13 protein-coding genes are annotated in these 16,759 nt (G+C 65.4%); 7 read left to right on the top strand and 6 right to left on the bottom strand.

The genetic code is table 11. The annotated features are described in order from the left end of the window. Both ATE70_RS00005 and ATE70_RS00010 read right to left on the bottom strand, forming a co-directional pair. A partial coding sequence (locus ATE70_RS00005) for an autotransporter-associated beta strand repeat-containing protein (protein WP_197411342.1) occupies positions 1–3,097 on the bottom strand: 3,097 nt, incomplete at its 3' end. Positions 3,098–3,237: 140 nt separating this feature from the next. Continuing rightward, positions 3,238–3,894, bottom strand: a complete 657-nt coding sequence (locus ATE70_RS00010; protein WP_058535936.1) for a DUF4126 domain-containing protein — start codon at positions 3,892–3,894, stop codon at positions 3,238–3,240. A 110-nt stretch (positions 3,895–4,004) separates the two neighbouring features. Here ATE70_RS00010 and ATE70_RS00015 point away from each other — a divergent pair, with 110 nt between their 5' ends. Next, entirely contained in the window at positions 4,005–4,799 is a 795-nt protein-coding gene (locus ATE70_RS00015; RefSeq protein WP_058535937.1) for an NUDIX hydrolase, read from the top strand. Positions 4,800–4,972: 173 nt separating this feature from the next. After that, positions 4,973–5,203, top strand: a complete 231-nt coding sequence (locus ATE70_RS00020; RefSeq protein WP_231732538.1) for a hypothetical protein — start codon at positions 4,973–4,975, stop codon at positions 5,201–5,203. 116 nt (positions 5,204–5,319) lie between these two features. On the opposite strand, the gene ATE70_RS00025 is transcribed toward ATE70_RS00020, so the two are convergent. Further along, on the bottom strand, positions 5,320–6,183 hold the full coding sequence (locus ATE70_RS00025; RefSeq protein ID WP_058535938.1) for a carbon-nitrogen hydrolase family protein: 864 nt from the start codon (positions 6,181–6,183) through the stop codon (positions 5,320–5,322). Between the two features lie 87 nt (positions 6,184–6,270). On the opposite strand from ATE70_RS00025, the gene ATE70_RS00030 reads away from it, so the two are divergent. Further along, positions 6,271–9,210 carry a M16 family metallopeptidase gene (locus ATE70_RS00030; RefSeq protein WP_058535939.1) on the top strand — a complete coding sequence of 980 codons (2,940 nt, stop codon included), beginning with the start codon at positions 6,271–6,273 and terminating at the stop codon, positions 9,208–9,210. Here the strand turns inward: ATE70_RS00030 and ATE70_RS00035 are convergent. Continuing rightward, positions 9,207–10,991, bottom strand: coding sequence for a cation:proton antiporter domain-containing protein (locus ATE70_RS00035; protein ID WP_058535940.1), 1,785 nt, complete (start codon positions 10,989–10,991; stop codon positions 9,207–9,209). The two genes, ATE70_RS00030 and ATE70_RS00035, sit on opposite strands and share 4 nt — an antisense overlap. A 63-nt stretch (positions 10,992–11,054) precedes the next feature. Further along, on the bottom strand, positions 11,055–12,269 hold the full coding sequence (locus ATE70_RS00040) for an NADP-dependent isocitrate dehydrogenase (protein WP_058535941.1): 1,215 nt from the start codon (positions 12,267–12,269) through the stop codon (positions 11,055–11,057). A 136-nt stretch (positions 12,270–12,405) separates the two neighbouring features. Here ATE70_RS00040 and ATE70_RS00045 point away from each other — a divergent pair, with 136 nt between their 5' ends. Both ATE70_RS00045 and ATE70_RS00050 read left to right on the top strand, forming a co-directional pair. After that, positions 12,406–13,140 (top strand): phosphatidylserine decarboxylase, encoded by a 735-nt coding sequence (locus ATE70_RS00045; RefSeq protein ID WP_058535942.1) that lies wholly within the window; start codon positions 12,406–12,408, stop codon positions 13,138–13,140. A 1-nt stretch (position 13,141) separates the two neighbouring features. After that, entirely contained in the window at positions 13,142–13,915 is a 774-nt protein-coding gene (locus ATE70_RS00050; protein WP_058535943.1) for a CDP-alcohol phosphatidyltransferase family protein, read from the top strand. On the opposite strand, the gene ATE70_RS00055 is transcribed toward ATE70_RS00050, so the two are convergent. Then, positions 13,899–14,159 (bottom strand): hypothetical protein, encoded by a 261-nt coding sequence (locus tag ATE70_RS00055; RefSeq protein ID WP_058535944.1) that lies wholly within the window; start codon positions 14,157–14,159, stop codon positions 13,899–13,901. The genes ATE70_RS00050 and ATE70_RS00055 overlap by 17 nt on opposite strands. Before the next feature lie 441 nt (positions 14,160–14,600). Between ATE70_RS00055 and rpsB the strand changes: the two genes are divergently transcribed. Beyond that, positions 14,601–15,458: a 30S ribosomal protein S2 gene (rpsB, locus tag ATE70_RS00060; RefSeq protein ID WP_058535945.1), complete on the top strand. Its 858-nt coding sequence runs from the start codon at positions 14,601–14,603 to the stop codon at positions 15,456–15,458. 133 nt (positions 15,459–15,591) lie between these two features. Further along, positions 15,592–16,518: a translation elongation factor Ts gene (gene tsf / locus ATE70_RS00065; protein ID WP_058535946.1), complete on the top strand. Its 927-nt coding sequence runs from the start codon at positions 15,592–15,594 to the stop codon at positions 16,516–16,518. The last annotated feature ends 241 nt before the right edge of the window (positions 16,519–16,759 follow it).

A 16,759-nucleotide genomic window follows, 5' to 3' on the forward strand; every position in this document is an offset into this window, starting at 1 on the left:
CCCGAAACCCCGCCGCCGCCCCAACCAGCGCCGGCGCCGGTGGTGGCGTCAGGATCGGCGGCGCGGGCGCTGGTTGGGGCGGCGGCGGGGTTTCGGGTGTCGGCGCGGGCGGCGGCGGGGGCGGCAGCGTCGAGCGTAGATACCAATTATCCCCTGTGCCGGCGGACGTGCCGCCCCGGAACAGGAAATATTCATAGGCGCCGGCCGCGACACGATGGTTGAGCGCAAAGGCACCGCCCGCGGTCGTGCCGCCATTGATCGCCTCGACGACGAGGATCCCGTTCAGCGCCGTGACGGCGCCGGTGCCGCCCGCGTTGAGCACGGTGATTCCCGTTGTACCCGACGCGGCACCCGCGTCGATTACCAGCTTGTCGGACAGCGACGCATCGTCGCCGAGCACGGTGTCGATGAACAGCAGCCCGTTGTCGCCGATATAGTCGCCGCGCACGGTGAAGCTGTCGCCCGGCGTGTTGCCGCCGTTGGTCAGGTCGATCCGCCCAGCATTGGTCAGCGTCGCGCGCTGGCCCGCGGTAAAGGCGGTGATTCCGCCATTGGCGCCGCCGCCGAAAATGGTGCTCGACGCGTCGAGTGTGAAACTGCCGGTGCCGGTCCCGGCGTCGCCGAGGGTCAGGAAACCGTCGAAGGTCAACTCGCTATCGTTCGTCGCGTTAATCGTTTCCCAACTGTCGAACCGCGCGATACCGCCCGTCGTCACATTGTCGAAAACCAGCGCGTCGGCGCCGGCGCCGCCGGTGATCCGCGGCGAGGCGCCGAGGTTGGCATTGGTCAGATTGGCGAGCAGCGCGCTGTCATTGTCGCCGCCCATATCGATCGTGCCGTGCACCACGCCGCCGCCGTCCCAGACGACGCGGTCGGTGCCGACGCTCATCAACACGTCGCCGCCGACCGACCCGCCAGTGATGGTGACGCTGTCGGTGCCGCCCGACACACTGATATTACCGCCAATCGTGCCGCCCGACAGGATGATCGTATCGTTGCCGAACCCGGCGACGAGATTGCGGTCGATCGTGCCGCCCGACATGTCGAAAAGATTGTCGGCAAGCTTCATGTTGACGCGGCCGATGCGGCCGCCGGTCATCCGCGCGGTATCGCCGTCGTCGAAGGCGTCGACAATGCGGCCGCCGGTCATCAGGAAGGTGTCCATCGAACCGCCCTGATTGAGCGTATTGATCTCGCCGCCCGTCATCACGAAATCGTCGATGCCTTCGCCCTGCTGGACCTGTCCGGTGATCGTCCCGGCACTGATCTCGAACCGGTCGTCGCCATTGCCCTGGTCCACCGATCCGTTGATGGTGCCACCGGCCATCACGAAATTGTCGATGCCATCACCCTGCTGGATCTGGCCGGTGACGGTCCCGGCGCTGATCTGGAACCGGTCGTCGCCACTGCCCTGATTGACCGGGCCGTTGATGGCGCCGCCGTTGACGACAACACAATCATTACCCGCCCCCTGCGAGACGCCAGATACCTGACCAGCAGTCTCCACCGTCAGGCAATCGTCGCCGGCGCCCTGATCGACCAGGCCCGATATGGTTCCGAAGACACTGAGTGTGTCGTTGCCGAGTCCCTGCACGAGCTGGCCGCCCTGGACGATGCCACCGGCGCGTATGATCGCGCTGTCGTTTCCGCCACCCTGGTCGAGGTTACCGTTCACGGTGCCGGCAATGTCTAGCACATCATCGCCGTCGCCCATGCTCGCATTGCCCGTGTAGGCCGCGTTTATGATCAGCGTCTGGGTGCCGGCCGCCCCGGTAATGCTCGCCGGTCCGCCGCCTGCACCCGTCAGAGTTCCGTCGATTTGCAGCGTCGTCGCGGCCGCCATGGTTACGCCGGACGTGGCGAGGGTCCCGCCGCTGGCCAGGAGCAGCGATCCCTCATTCAGCCTCGTGTTTCCCGCTATATTGGTCGCGCCGCTAAGCGTCAGTGTGCCGGCGCCGGTCTTTTCGATCGCGCCGCTGCCGGTAATCGCCCCCGCATAGGTTCCACCATCGGGCTGCGCGAACCGCACGAGCCCGTCGTTCGTGACCGTCGGCGGCAGGCTTTGCGCGCGAGCCTCCAGCGTACCGGCAGCCCGGACCAGGACCTGACCGGTATAGTTCGCGTTGTCGCCTGTGAGCACCAGCGTGCCCTCCTGAACGTCGGAGACTGTGACTCCGGTGATCGTGCCGGTCAGCGTCCAGGTGCCGGTCTCGTTCTTGACGAGCGATTCAAAGCCTACGAAATTGCCGGGCAAGGTCGATTGTCCGACGCCGCTTAGGAAAATCTGGTCGTTGCCCGCACCGCCACTGAAACTGCCGGTTACCGTCGAGCCGGTGAAGAGCCGCAGGATGTCATTGCCGCCGGCGAGGCTGATGCTTCCCCTTATGATGCCTCTGTTGGTGAAATCGAGAGCGCCATTGCCGGAGCCGCCGATCACCGTGCTTGTTGTGCCGTTGCCGGCTTCGATGACGCCGGTTGCGTTGTTGATGACGGTGTTTAAGCCGCTGGTGTTCTGCGACCAGATGGCGACGGCTCTATCGGCGTCGATGGTGCCGTTGTTGATGATCGTATTGCCGGCGCCCTGAAAGTTCACCGCTTCGGCCTGTCCCTGGGTTCCGGTGGCAAGAAGCTGTCCCGTCGGTGCGATCGTTATCGTTCCGTTGTTGCGGATTTCAATCGTGTTGCCGCCCGTGCCGAACTGGCCGTTGGAGGTGGTGGCAGCATTGCGGACGGTCGCACCGCTTTGAATCGTGATATTGGCATTGTCGCGCAGGCTGATCGCGTTGTCGTTGCCGGTAGAGATTTCGCTGCCGCCCGAGACTTCGACGGTGCGATTGTCTCCCGCTGGAGTATTGCCCTCGCCAACTCGGGTCGTCCAGGGATTGGGGGCGGCCGTATCGCAAGTGGTTACGCTGCCAACAGTCGTGCAGGCAGCCTGGACAGGGCTGGATGAGAAAAGAATAGTTCCGGAAACAAGGGCTGTTCGGGACAGAAGACGACTTGTCCAGGAAAAGGTGCGCGGCTGCTTTAGCAAGCGCGTGCGCAGCGACCGACGGATGGCGAAAGCAGAAACATCGGGGGCGGTCGAGGCAGGCATGGTTTTCCCTTCTTTTATGGGCGCAGCCTGGTCCCTTTTTCCTCGTCGAATTGCCGAGAAAAATTGTGCTGTTTCCGTAGAATAACCTACGCGGCGATGGTTATGCAATTGCTAACGGGCCATCGTTTCAGCCCGTTTTTCTAACGGTCCGGGGTCGGAACCTGAGCGGGCGGCAATTCGCCTGCCGCCGGCGTTTCGTCGCCCAAAGCGCGCTTCAACGTCGCCTTGATATTGCGCAGCAGCCGGCGCAGCGCGATGATGACGATGACCGCGGCAACCGCGAGTAGAATCGCGATGACGATGGCCAGCGGCGGATAGGCGATGGCCAGCGCCAGCAGGCCGCCCGTGGCGACATCTTCGCCGGTCGACACAACGGCGTTGCTCAACGGTTCGGGGCTGACGTTGACGACCGCGCGCGTCGTCGCCTTGGCGCCATGGCTCAGCAAGGCGCCGCCGCCGCCCAGCAGGAAGGCGATGACCTGCCACGCCGGATCCGACGAATCGACCAGCGCCAGCGCCAGCAGCGCGCCGCCGAGCGGGCGGATGATGCTGTGGACCGTATCCCAGATCGAATCGACCCAGGCGATCTTGTCGGCGAGGAACTCGGCGATGGTGCCGACCGCGGCAACGCCCAGCACCCATGGATTGGCGAGCACCTGCAAGGCGGCGAGATGTTCGGGCAGCGGCAGCCAGCCGAAATGCATCGCGGTGCCGGTTGCCAATATGGTGAGGTAGAGCCGCCAGCCGGCAAGGAGGCTGAGGCTGCCCGCGACGCCCAAAATCTCGACGATTCCCAATGCCGTGCTCCCCGTCCCGGATCCCTTGGCCGTGCGTCATCTTGCACCCGTCCGCGCGCCGCCGCAATGCCGGGATGACAAGGGGGTGCGGCACGGTTATCGCTTGCGCCATGACCGATACGCCGACGACCCCGCCCGCCGAACTGTTGCCCGACGGCGCCATTCCCGCCGCGACGCTGGTCATCATGCGGCCGGCGGACGACGGCGGCGCTGACGAGATATTGATGGTCAAGCGGTCGGTCACCATGGCCTTCGCGGCCGGGGCGGTCGTGTTTCCCGGCGGCCGCGTCGATCCCGACGATTATCGGGTGGCGCGCCTTTACGGGCCGGGCATCGACGAAGCCGACGGCTCGGCGCGGGTCGCGGCGCTGCGCGAGACGCTGGAGGAAACGGGCCTCGCGGTCGGTTGGCCGGCGCTGGCCGAAAGCGACGTCGCCGAGGTGCGGCAGGCGTTGCTCGCCGGAACGCTGCTTTCGGACATATTGGCAGCGCGCGGCGACCGAATCGCATTGGAATCCTTCGTCCCCTTCGCGCGGTGGTGCCCCAATTTCAAAGAGGCGCGAACGTTCGACACGCGATTCTATGCCGTCGCCGCGCCGCCGCACAGCCATGAACTCACGGTCGAGGAGGCCGAGCACAGCCATATTTTCTGGGCGAGCGCGAAGGCCACGCTGGCGATGGCCGACCGCGGCGACGTGTCGGTGATCTTTCCCACCCGACGCAATCTCGAACGCCTGGCACAAGTTGCAGATTTCGCCAGCTTTTCAGAGCATTCCGGCCAGTTTCCGGTCGAGCTCATCACGCCATGGATCGAGGAGCGTGGGGGGCAGGCCCATCTCTGCATCCCCGGGCATCTTGGCTATCCTGTCACGAGCGAATCCTTCGAGCGTGTACGGCGCGGATAAGTAGCGTTCGATGCAACAACTTTTCCCCTATTTATGATTTACTAAGATTTACCGGGGTAGGGCAAAACGTCGTTGCAATTGCTGAACGCCGTGCCTAATAAGGCCCTGCAGAAGCAGACCGGGGGAAACTTCGCCGGTGTGATTCGACAAAAGTAATCCAGTGGACGGAGAAAATGATGAACCTGCTTAAGAAAGCTGCGATCTCTCTCGCAGCGACCTCGATGATTGCGGCGCCGGTTGCCGCGTCGGCTGCTCCCGCAGCCCGCGCAGCTTCGGCCGTTGACGGCCAGAGCGAACTCGAAGGCAGCACGAGCTGGATCATCGCTGTCCTCGCTCTCGTTGCTGTCGTTGGCGGCATCATCATCGCGTCGGACAACGACGACGACAAGCCGACCAGCCCGTAATAACGGCTGATCTGGCTAGCCAGACTTTCGCAAAGGGCTCCGAGCTTCGCTCGGGGCCCTTTGTTTGTTCCGGGTGGTGATACACCCACGCGTCGCCAAGGCGCGGCGATGCAGGGTCAGAGTGCGATGGTGCGGTTCGTCCGCGATCGCGCGAGCGGGATCGCCTGGCGCGCGCGCCCGGCCGCGGCCGCGTCGATGGGGGCCAGCGTCAGCGCATAAGTCTCGGCGTGCGCATCGCCCGGCGTCGCAGCATCGGCCAGAACGATACCCCAGGGATCGACGGCAAGGCTGTGGCCAAAAGTCTGCCGGCCGTCTTCATGCGTGCCGCCCTGCGCCGCCGCCACGACATGACAGCCCGTTTCGATCGCCCGCGCGCGCATCAGGACATGCCAATGCGCCTCGCCCGTCGATACGGTGAAGGCGGCGGGGATGGCGATCAATGTCGCGCCGCGATCGACCAGCGCGCGGTACAATTCGGGGAAGCGCAAATCGTAACAGACGCTGAGCCCCAAAAGCCCGAGCGGGGTTTCTGTGACCACGACGGCCTCGCCGCCCTCATAAGCGGCCGATTCCTGCCAGTTTTCGCCTGAGGGCAGGGTGACGTCGAACATGTGGATCTTGTCGTAACGCGCACGGATGCTGCCATCGGCGGCGATGACATGGCTGCGGTTGACGCGCCGTTCGCCGTCGTCGGCCAGCAGCGGCATCGATCCTGAATGCAGCCATATTTCGTGCTTTTGCGCCATCGTCTGCAGCGCCGCGGGCCAGGGACTGTCGGTTTCGCGCGCCATGTGCGTGCCCGATCGCGCGCGGTCGCGGTCGAGGAGCAGCGACATTTCGGGCAGGAAGACCATCGCGGCGCCGTGCGCGGCGGCTTCGCTCATCGCGCGGTCGATCGTCGCCAGATTGACGGCGGGGTCGATGCCGCTGGTCATCTGGACGAGTGCGGCGAGGGGGGCGGCTGGTGAAGGGATATCCATCGCATCTGGCTAAGCCCGTGGCGTTCGCAGGACAAGCCGCATGACAGTTCAGTGGCCAGCAAGGTTCGAAGGCGATAAGATGGGCCAATGTCCTATTTCTCCCGGCGCGCGCCGCTTCGTTTGACCCGATCCATCCTCCTTGCCGGCGCTGCCGCCGCGCTACTGCTGGCGGGGCCGTCCGTTGGCGCGCAAGGGACGGCGACGAAAACCGCCGGTGCCCAGGCGGAAAGCGGCGACTGGCTTTATGTCGGCAGCGACATTCCGCGCGATACGGCGTGGCAGTTCGGCGTGCTTCCCAATGGTGTGCGCTATGCGGTCCGCAACAATGGCGTGCCCCCGGGGCAGGTGTCGATCCGCGTCCGCATGGACGTCGGCTCGATGTTCGAAACCGAACAGGAGCGCGGTTACGCCCATTTGCTCGAGCATCTGACCTTCCGCGGATCGGAGCATATCCCCGACGGCGAAGCCAAGCGCATCTGGCAGCGGTTCGGCGTCACCTTCGGCAGCGATTCGAACGCGCAGACGACCCCGACGCAGACGGTGTATCAACTCGACCTGCCGAGCGTCACGCCCGCCAATCTCGACGAAAGCATGAAATTGCTGTCGGGCATGGTCCGCGAACCGCGCATTTCCGAACTCGCGGTCGCCGCCGAGCGCGGCGTCGTGATGTCCGAGCTTCGCGAAGCCGACGGTCCGCAAAAGCGGATTGCCGACGCGACCAACGCGCATCTGTTCGCAGGGCAATTGCTCGGCGACCGCTCGCCGATCGGCACCACCGCGTCGCTGGGCAAAGCGAGCGCGACCACGGTCGCCGCCTTCCACAATCGCTGGTATCGCCCCGACCGCGCGGTCGTGGTCATCGTCGGCGATGCCGACCCAGCGGTGCTCGCCGGGCTGGTCGCGAAATATTATGGCGACTGGAAAGCCGACGGACCCAATCCCGCCAATCCCGATTTCGGCAAACCCGACCCGGCCAAACCCGCAGCGCGCGAAATCGTCGAGGCGAACCAGCCGCTCGCACTGACGCTCGCGATGGTGCGCCCGTGGAAGAAGCGCATCGACACGGTGGAAAATACGCGGCGGCTCTATCTCGAATTCATCGCGCAGGCGCTCGTCAACCGGCGGCTGGAAAACCGCGCGCGCAGCGGCGGCAGCTATCTTGTCGCGACGGTCGAGCAGCAATATGTCAGCCGCAGCGTCGACGTGACGATGGCGTCGATCGTTCCCCTGAGCGACTGGAAAGCCGCACTCGCCGACGTGCGCGGCGTGATCGCCGACGCGGTGAAAAACCCGCCGTCGCAGGCCGACATCGACCGCGAGGCGAACGAGATTCAGGCGTTCCTGGTCAAGGAACTGGAAAATGCGCGCAACGAGCCCGGCGCGCGGCTCGCCGACGACATGGTGCGCGCGGTCGACATCAACGAAACGGTGACCAGCCCGCAGGGCCAGGTCGACATGTTCAAGGCGATCCGCGCCTCGGCGACGCCGAAGGTGATGCTCGAGATCAGCAAGGCGATCTTTGCCGCGCCGGTCACGCGCGTCGTGCTGACGACGCCGACGGCGGCGGGCGGCGATGCCGCGGTGCTTGCCGCGCTCAAGGCACCGGTGACCGCGCGCGACGACCGGCTGGCGACGGTGAAGGCCGATTTCAAGCAGCTTCCGGCCATCGGCCAGCCGGGAACGATCACCGCGGCCAGCAGCCTTCTCGGGCTGCGCGCCGAGCGGCTCGAATTCGCCAATGGCGTGACCGCGCTGGTGTCGAACAACAAGGTCGAGCCGGGCAAGGTGCGCGTCAATGTGCGCTTTGGCACCGGCAACCGCAGCGTTGCCGCCGACGCGCCGAACCTGCTCTGGACCGGCGATTACGCGCTGGTCGCCAGCGGGATCGGCCCGTGGGGGCAGAACGAGATCGACCAGCTGACCAACGGCCGGCAGATCCAGATGAATTTCGTGATCGACGACGATGCGTTCGAACTGTCGGCCGAAAGCCGGCCGGCCGACCTCGCCGACCAGATGCGGCTGATCGCCGGCAAGCTCGCGCAGCCGCGCTGGGATGCCGCGCCGGTCGAACGGCTGCGCATCGGTTTCCTCACCGGATATGACCTCAACGACGCGACCCCCAACGCGGTGCTCGACCGCAATTTGCGCGGCTGGTTGACGAACAATGACGCGCGCTGGGCCGCGCCCGACAAGGCGCAGATCGAAGCGCTGACCCCCGCCGCCTTCCGCGCCTTCTGGGAACCGCGCCTCGCCAGCGGACCGATCGAGGTGCAGATTTTCGGCGACCTCGAAACCGTCGACTACAAGAAGATCCTCGCCGAGACGCTCGGCGCGCTGCCGCCGCGCCAGACCCTCGCGCCGCCCGCCGGCCAGCGCGTCGATTTCGCGAAACATGTCACGGTTCCGGAGATCGCCTATCATCGCGGCGAGCAGGGGCAGGCGGCGGCGATGACCGCGTGGCCGACCGGCGGCGGCCTTGCCAGCCCGCGCGATGCGCGCGGGCTCGAAGTGCTGGCGGCGATCTTCAACGACCGCCTGTTCGACCGCCTGCGCGCCGAACAGGGGGCAAGCTATGGTCCGGTGGTCGACAGCCACTGGCCGACAGGCTTCGACACCGGCGGCTATCTGCTCGTCGGCAGCCTGCTCGCGCCGAAGGATCTCGATCGCTTCTATGGCATCGCCCGCGACATCGCCGCCGATCTCGTCGCAAAACCGATCACCGCCGACGAGCTGGCGCGCAACGCCGGGCCGATCCGCGAACAGGTCGCGCGCGCGTCGACGGGTAATGTCTATTGGATGTTCCTGCTCGAAGGCGCGACGCGCGACCCGCGTGTCACCGCGGCCGCGCTCTCGATCCAGGACGATATTTCGGCGGTCACCGCCGCCGATATCCAGCGGCTGGCGCGGCAATATCTGACACCCGCGCGCCAATGGTCGCTGGCGATCCTGCCCAAGGGGATGACGCTGGCCGATGCATCGGCCCTGGGTGCGGCGCCGGCACCCGCGCCCGCAGCGGGCGGGCGTTAAGCCTTCTTGCTGCTCTCGATGGGGCGGCGGGTCTTGCGGATGCGCGGCTCGCGTTCCAGCTGGCCCTTGGCCATGATGTCGTGCCGCATTTTGGCACGCACGTCGTGGATCGACGCGATCACCGGCCCCATCGCGACGCCGAGGTCGATAAGCACCGCTTCGGCGAGTTGCAGCGAGCTTTCGAGCGTCTCGGGCACCGCGTCGCTCGCCCCGGCCTGATACAGCGCGGCGGCATGGTCGGCATCGCGCGCGCGGCTGATGATCGGCAGATCGGGATATTTCTGGCGAAGCTGGCGCGTCATGCGCAGTTGCTGCACCGGATCGTCCATCGTCAGCACGATCGCCTGTGCGTTTTCGATGCCCAGCTTGTCGAGGCTGCCCGGCCGCGCGACGTCGGCGAAGCGGACGCTGAAGCCATCGCGCCGCGCCGCGGCGACCGTATCGATGTCGGCGTCGATCGCCACATAGGGACGATCATGCTCGCGCAGCAGTTCGGCGACGGTGTGCCCGACGCGGCCGAAGCCGACGACGACGGTGCGGCCTTCGGGCGTTTCGTCGGCTTGCGCGTCGCCCGTGCGCATCTCGATCCGCCGCGCGATATCGTGGCCGACACGCGCGAGCAACGGCGTGATCGTCAGCCCGATCGCGGTGACGAGCTGCCAGAATTCGGCAGTGCTTCGGCTGATGAGCTGCGCCTGCAGGGCGGTCGTCAGCACGATCAGGGTGGTTTCCGACGGGCTTGCCATCAGTAAGCCGACCTCGGCGGCGGTGCCGCGCCGCGCTGCGCCCGAAAAGCGCAGAAGCGCGGCGGTGACGAACGCTTTGACGAGCACGACACCGACGACCGCGACGGCAAGCGCTGGCCATTGTTCGGCGATTGTCTTGAGGTTGAGCCCCATGCCGACGCTGATCAGGAACACCCCGAGCGCAAGTCCCTTGAACGGCGCAGTGATCGCTTCGACCTCGTTATGATATTCGGTTTCGGCAATCATCAGGCCCGCGAGCAGCGCCCCGACGATCGGTGACAGCCCGACCGCGGCGGTCGCGAGCGCGGCGACGATGACGACGAGCAGGCTCGCGGCAAGGAACAGCTCGGGATCCTTGGCGCGCGCGGCTTGTGCGAAGATCTTTGGCAGCAGGAACCAGCCGCCGATCGCGAGCGCGGCGACGACCACCGCGCCTTGCCACAACGTCGTCAGCAATAGTTCTGCGCTGTCGCCCGATGCCGCGGGCGATAGCGCGGCAAGGATGAAGATGATCGGGACGAGCGCGAGATCCTCGAACAACAGCATCGAAAAGGATGCGCGGCCGACCGCGGATTTGGTGCCCGCTATCGGCAGCACCAGTGCCGTCGATGACAACGCCAGCGCGATGCCGAGGCCGTAGGCGGCGGCGGTCGAAAGATTTCCGGCGAAGAGCAGGGCGGTGCCGAGGATCGCACCGGCGAGCAGCAGCTCGGCGGCGCCGATCCCGAACACGAGCTTGCGGAGTTGCCACAGGCGGCGGAACGACAGCTCGAGCCCGATCGAGAAGAGCAGCAGAATGATCCCGAGTTCGCCGAAAAGCGCGATATCCTCGGTCGATCCGATCGTGACATGTTTCAGCCACGGGTAATCGGCCGCGAGCGCGCCGAGTCCCGACGGCCCGACGAGCAGCCCGACGAGAATGAACCCGATCACGGGCGGCAGGCGGAAGCGCGCGAACGCCGGGATCACGATGCCCGCGGCGCCGAGGACCACCAGCGCGTTGCCGATGGCGGAGGTTTCTGTTTCCGATACCATAAGGGCCGACCTTATGCAGGCCGGCCCCGATTGGCTAGAGGACTATCCCAACCTTTTTGGTTGTTATGCGCCCATCTTGGCTTCGAGGTTCTCGACGATCGCCTCGAAGAAACCTTCGGTGGTCAGCCAGTTCTGGTCGGGACCGATCAGCAGCGCGAGATCCTTGGTCATCTTGCCGCTTTCCACGGTCGCGACGCAGACCTTTTCAAGGTCGTCGGCAAATTTGATCAGCTCGGCGTTGCCGTCGAGCTTGCCGCGGTGCTTGAGCCCGCCGGTCCACGCAAAGATCGACGCGATCGGGTTGGTCGACGTCGCCTTGCCCTGCTGGTGCATGCGGTAGTGGCGCGTGACGGTGCCGTGCGCGGCTTCGGATTCGACCGTCTGGCCGTCGGGTGTCATCAGCACGCTGGTCATCAGGCCGAGCGAACCAAAGCCCTGCGCGACGGTATCCGACTGGACGTCGCCGTCGTAATTCTTGCAGGCCCAGACGAACTTGCCGCTCCACTTGAGCGCCGAGGCGACCATGTCGTCGATCAGGCGATGTTCGTACACGATGCCGATCTCGTCGAACTGCGCCTTGAATTCGGCGTTGAACACTTCCTCGAACAGGTCCTTGAAGCGGCCGTCATAGGCTTTGAGGATCGTGTTCTTGGTCGACAGATACACGGGCCACTGGCGCGCGAGGCCATAGTTCAGGCTGGCGCGTGCGAAGTCGCGGATCGAATCGTCGAGATTGTACATGCCCATCGCGACGCCCGACGAGGGGAACTGGAACACTTCCTCGTCGATCAGCGTGCCGTCTTCGCCTTCGAACACGAGGCGCAGCTTGCCGGGGCCGGGGACGCGGAAGTCGGTCGCCTTATACTGGTCGCCGAACGCGTGGCGGCCGACGACGATCGGGTCGGTCCAGCCGGGAACGAGGCGGGGGACATTCTTCATCACGATCGGTTCGCGGAAGACGACGCCGCCCAGGATGTTGCGGATCGTGCCGTTCGGCGACTTCCACATCTTTTTCAGGCCGAACTCCTCGACGCGCGCTTCGTCGGGGGTGATCGTCGCGCACTTCACGCCGACGCCATATTTCTTGATCGCGTTCGCGGCCTCGACGGTGATCTTGTCGTCGGTCTCGTCGCGCTTCTCGATGCCGAGGTCGTAATAATGAAGGTCGATGTCGAGATAGGGGAGGATCAGCCGCTCGCGGATCCACTGCCAGATGATCCGGGTCATTTCGTCGCCGTCGAGTTCGACGACCGGGTTGGCTACCTTGATCTTGCCCATGCGTTCAGCCTTTTTCCTTGGGGAGTCGGAGTTGCGAGCGCCTTAGGCAAAGCGGGACGATTGATCAACTGCCGGTGGAACTGGCCCTGCGCCTTATCCATTGTCAGTATAGAAGCTGCCCCCTAGAAGAACGGCCATGTCCAATATCATATCCTCGAACCGCCCCGGCGGCGGTATCAAATGGCACTGGCCGTCGATCCATCCCGAAGGCCGCAAATTCCTTTTGATCGCCGGTATCGTGACCCTCTGTTTCTGGCTGCTCGGCTGGGAAATCATCGGCTGGCTGATGCTGGGCGTGACCTTGTGGGTCGGTGCCTTCTTTCGCGACCCGGTGCGCGTGACCCCGGTGGGGAGCGATGTCATCATCGCGCCCGCCGACGGGCTGATCACCCAGATCGCCGAAGTGCCGCCGCCGCCCGAAATCTCCGGCCCCGACGGGCTGGGCGCCACGCCGATGCTGCGCGTGTCGATTTTCATGAGCGTCTTCGACGTCCATATCAACCGCACTCCCGTTGCGGGTACGCTGCGCAAGCTCGTCTATATTCCCGGTAAATTCGTGAATGCGGACCTCGATAAGGCGAGCGAGGAGAATGAGCGCCAGCATTTCGTCGTCGAGCGCGCCGATGGCGTGCGCATCGGCTTTACGCAGATCGCCGGCCTCGTCGCGCGGCGCATCATGCCCTTCGTCACCATGGGCAATGAACTCACCACCGGCCAGCGTGTCGGCCTCATTCGTTTCGGCAGCCGCGTCGACGTCTATCTGCCCGCGGGAACAACACCGCAGGTTCTGCTCGGCCAGCGCACCCTCGCCGGCGAGACGGTCGTCGCGCGGATCGGCACCGCCGAGACGATCGACGGGATCGGTCAATAAAATGACCGAGGACGAGCAGGTCATTCCCGATGCCGCGGGTCGCCGCATCGCCGGGGTCAGCCTGCGCGCCTTTGCACCCAATGCGATCACCATCCTCGCGCTCTGTTCGGGGCTGACGGGCGTCCGCTTCGCGATCGGCGGCGAATGGGCCGCGGCGGTGACGATGATCATCGTCGCCGGGGTGCTCGACGGCATGGACGGGCGCATCGCGCGGCTGCTGCGCGCGCAGAGCAAGTTCGGCGCCGAGCTCGATTCGCTGTCCGACGTGATCGCGTTTGGCGTCGCGCCGGCAATGATCCTGTTCCTCTGGTCGCTGGCCGACGCCCCCAAATTCGGCTGGACCGCGGCGCTTGCGCTCGCGGTGTGCTGCGCGCTGCGCCTCGCGCGCTTCAATTCGCGTATGGATGCCGATTTCCAGCCGCACAAATCGGCGGGCTTCATGACCGGCATTCCCGCGCCCGCGGGCGCGGGGCTGTCGTTCGTTCCCGTCTATCTGTGGCTGGTCACCGGGAACGACCTGTTCCGCGAATGGTATGTCGTGATGCCGTGGGCGCTCGCCATCGCGATGCTGATGATCTCGGCGATCCCCACCTACAGCTGGTCGTCGATCCGCCTTCGCCGGTCGTGGCGCCTGTTCGCGCTGGCGGGGGTGGGCCTGCTCGGCGCCGCGCTCGTCACCGCGCCCTGGCAGACATTGCTCGCGGTATGCGCGCTCTATCTGCTGATGCTGCCCTTCGGGCTTGCCAGCTACGCAAAGGTCAAGCGGCGCGGCTGAGCGCCGGCTGCATGCGCGCCGCGGCACGGATCGAGCGCGGGGCATCGCGGCGCGCCGGCGAGCGGCGCAGCGTCATCTTCTGCTCAAGCGGGCCCGAATGCGGTGCGGTTTCGGCCGGGAAGGCGCCTTCGCCGAGCAGCGCCGAGAGAATCGCATTCTCGTTATTCTTGAGCATGGCCAGGATCACCGTGACGCCGAGACCGGCGGCGAGGGCGAAGAGGAGAGCGGCAGCGACCTGAACCATGATCTTGTCCTTTCGGCTTCTGTGTGCGAAACCTTTTGTTAACCAGCGACGGTTTCGTTGGACTTTTCGTTCCATGTTCCCCTTTTGTTCTCAACACTTTTGCGACGAACGGAGTCGCTTTGTCGCCGAGTTGAGTTCCGAGCGGTGCCTGCCAGAAGAATCCTCCCTGTGCCGAAGGCATGGGGAGGGGGGCCGCCGCGAAGCGGTGGTGGAGGGGCTGCGACGTTGCGCCATTAGCCCCTCCGTCAGCGCTTCGCGCTGCCACCTCCCCATCGCTGCGCGACAGGGAGGATCTGATCATCCGCCCCTTGCATTTCTGCCCCAACCCGGCTAACGGCCCGCCCATTCCACATGGAAGGCGCACATAAACCGGTGCCGGATCGTCCGCTTGCGGGCCTTCGGTTCTTGCTTTCCAGAGGACCAACCGGAAGGAGAAAGACTATGGCGGCACCTGTCGTCACGATGCAGAATCTTATCGAAGCTGGCGCCCACTTCGGCCACCAGACCCACCGTTGGAACCCGCGCATGAAGCCGTACATCTTCGGCGCGCGCAACGGCATCCACATTCTCGACCTGTCGCAGACCGTGCCGCTCTTCGCGCGCGCCCTCGACTTCATCGCGTCCTCGTCGGCCGCCGGTGGCAAGGTCCTGTTCGTCGGCACCAAGCGCCAGGCACAGGGTCCGATCGCCGACGCCGCGCGCGCTTCGGGTCAGCACTTCGTCAACCACCGCTGGCTGGGCGGCATGCTCACCAACTGGAAGACGATCTCGGGTTCGATCAAGCGTCTCAAGACGCTCGAAGAGCAGCTCTCGGGCGACACGTCGGGCCTCACCAAGAAGGAAGTGCTCAACAAGACGCGCGAACGCGACAAGCTCGAAATGAGCCTTGGCGGCATCCGCGACATGGGCGGCATTCCCGACGTGATGTTCGTGATCGACGCGAACAAGGAAGAGCTGGCGATCAAGGAAGCCAACGTCCTTGGCATTCCCGTCGTCGCGATCCTCGATTCGAACGTCTCGCCCGACGGCATCGCATTCCCGGTTCCGGCGAACGATGACGCCGCGCGCGCCATCCGCCTCTACTGCGACGCGGTGGCTCAGGCGGCGACCCGTGGCGGCCAGCAGGCCCGCGCGAACCGCGGCGAAGATCTCGGCGCCGCTGTCGAGCCCGCCGCCGAAGCCGTGCTGGCCGAAGAAGCGACCGCTCCGGTTGCTGAAGAAGTTGCCGCTCCGGTGACTGAAGACGAACAGGTCCCGGCCGAAGCAGCCGCCGAAACCGAACGTCAGAGCGACGCCTAGTCGCTCTCGGGCATGACGGGACGGCGCGGGCAAGGTCCGGGCCGTCCCTGTCATCCCTTTGACTTATCGCCCCGCCATGCGCGCGGGCGTCCCGCGGGCCAGATGGGCTCGCCCCTTTTGAAAGGATTTTTCCATGGCTGAAATTACGGCCGCTCTCGTCAAGGAACTGCGCGACCGCACGGGCGCAGGCATGATGGACTGCAAAAAGGCGCTCGCCGAAAACAACGGCGACATCGAAGCGTCGATCGACTGGCTGCGCACCAAGGGCCTCGCCGCCGCCGCCAAGAAGGCCGGCCGCGTTGCCGCCGAAGGCCTCGTCGGCGTTGCCACCGACGGCACCCGCGGCGCGATGGTCGAAGTGAACAGCGAAACCGACTTCGTCGGCAAGAACGAGCAGTTCCAGGCATTCGTGCGCGACGTGACGCAGGTCGCGCTCGCCGGCAATATCTCGGACATCGAGGCGCTCGCCGCTGCCGCCTATCCGGGCGGCGAAACCGTCGCGGAAAAGCTGACCAGCAATATCGCGACGATCGGTGAAAACCAGTCGCTGCGCCGCAGCGTCATCGTCTCGGTGAACTCGGGCGTCGTCACGGGCTATGTCCACAACGCCGCCGCACCCGGCATGGGCAAGATCGGCGTGCTCGTCGCGCTCGAATCGACCGCCGGTGCCGACGTTCTCGAACCGCTGGGCAAGCAGCTGGCGATGCACGTCGCCGCCGCGAACCCGCTGGCGCTCAACGGCGACGATCTCGACGCCGACCTCGTCGCCCGCGAACGCGCGATCGCCGAGGAAAAGGCCGCCCAGTCGGGCAAGCCCGCCGATATCGTCTCGAAGATGGTCGACGGTTCGATCGCGAAGTTCCGCAAGGAAAACGCGCTGCTGTCGCAGCTGTTCGTGATGGACGGCAAGACTCCGGTCGCCGAAGTCGTCGCCGCCGCCGGCAAGGATGTCGGCGCCGACGTGACGCTCAAGGGCTTCGTCCGCTTCCAGCTCGGTGAAGGCATCGAGAAGGAAGAAAGCGATTTCGCGGCGGAAGTCGCAGCCGTCGCTGGCGTCTAAAAAAGAAGATTCGGATTGCCGCATTCGTCGCGGTAGTCCGCTTGGCAATGGCGCGTGCCCGAAGAGCCAGTCCCTGCCAATTGGAAGTGTCGTGACGGAGTCGAATTTGCTTCAGCGCTAGGCGCGAGGAGGGAGCGATGGAATGCCATCGTGACCGACGAGCAACGAAGCGCTGGAGCAAATTCGGCCCGCCGCTTCGCGGTCGGCGTGAGAAGCGCTCCGGAGGGCGTCGGATCACTTG

The sequence above is a fragment of the Sphingopyxis sp. H053 genome, from assembly GCF_001468225.1.
GTDB lineage: Bacteria > Pseudomonadota > Alphaproteobacteria > Sphingomonadales > Sphingomonadaceae > Sphingopyxis.